The sequence below is a fragment of the Campylobacter concisus genome (genome assembly GCF_002913045.1).
In the GTDB taxonomy this organism is placed as follows: Bacteria; Campylobacterota; Campylobacteria; order Campylobacterales; family Campylobacteraceae; genus Campylobacter_A; species Campylobacter_A concisus_AP.
Map to the genome: position 1 here is coordinate 1 of NZ_PPAF01000019.1, position 508 is coordinate 508.

Consider the following 508-nt stretch of genomic DNA (forward strand, 5'->3'; position numbering starts at 1 on the left):
CACAAAAGGATATCGCTGACATCTGCTACGCATCTGAAAATACAGCCTGTGAGCACATTTTAAACAAGCTTGAAAAGGTCTTTTGTTTAAGAAATTTCAAGCGTTTTGGCGTAGTTGGCGGCGCAAGTGCAAATCTAAATTTACGAAAAAGACTTGAAACGCTTTGCCAAAAAAATGAGTGCGAGCTTTTACTAGCTCCACTTGAGTTTTGCTCTGATAACGCACTGATGATAGCAAGAGCTGGACGTGAGAAGTACTTAAAAGGCGAGTTTGTAAACCATAGCGAGCTAAATATAAATCCAAGAGTTAGCTTTAAAAAGCTTGAGTTAAATTAAACTTTTTAAAAAAGATAAAATTTTGCGCCTAAATCTTGATAGCTTCGTAAGTAAAAACGTAATAAAATCTAAAAAATTTCAAAAAAAGAATCTTTAATGGACAAGTTTTTAAATCACGCTTGGCATTTAAATAAAATTTACGCCAATACCGATGCGAGCGTACCTTTTTACCC

At 34.8% G+C, this 508-nt stretch carries 1 pseudogene; it reads left to right on the forward strand.

Features of this window, described 5'->3' with window-relative positions:
• Positions 1–335 (forward strand): annotated as a pseudogene (locus CYP43_RS02135) (tRNA (adenosine(37)-N6)-threonylcarbamoyltransferase complex transferase subunit TsaD); the annotation flags it as partial.
• Between the last annotated feature and the right edge of the window lie 173 nt (positions 336–508).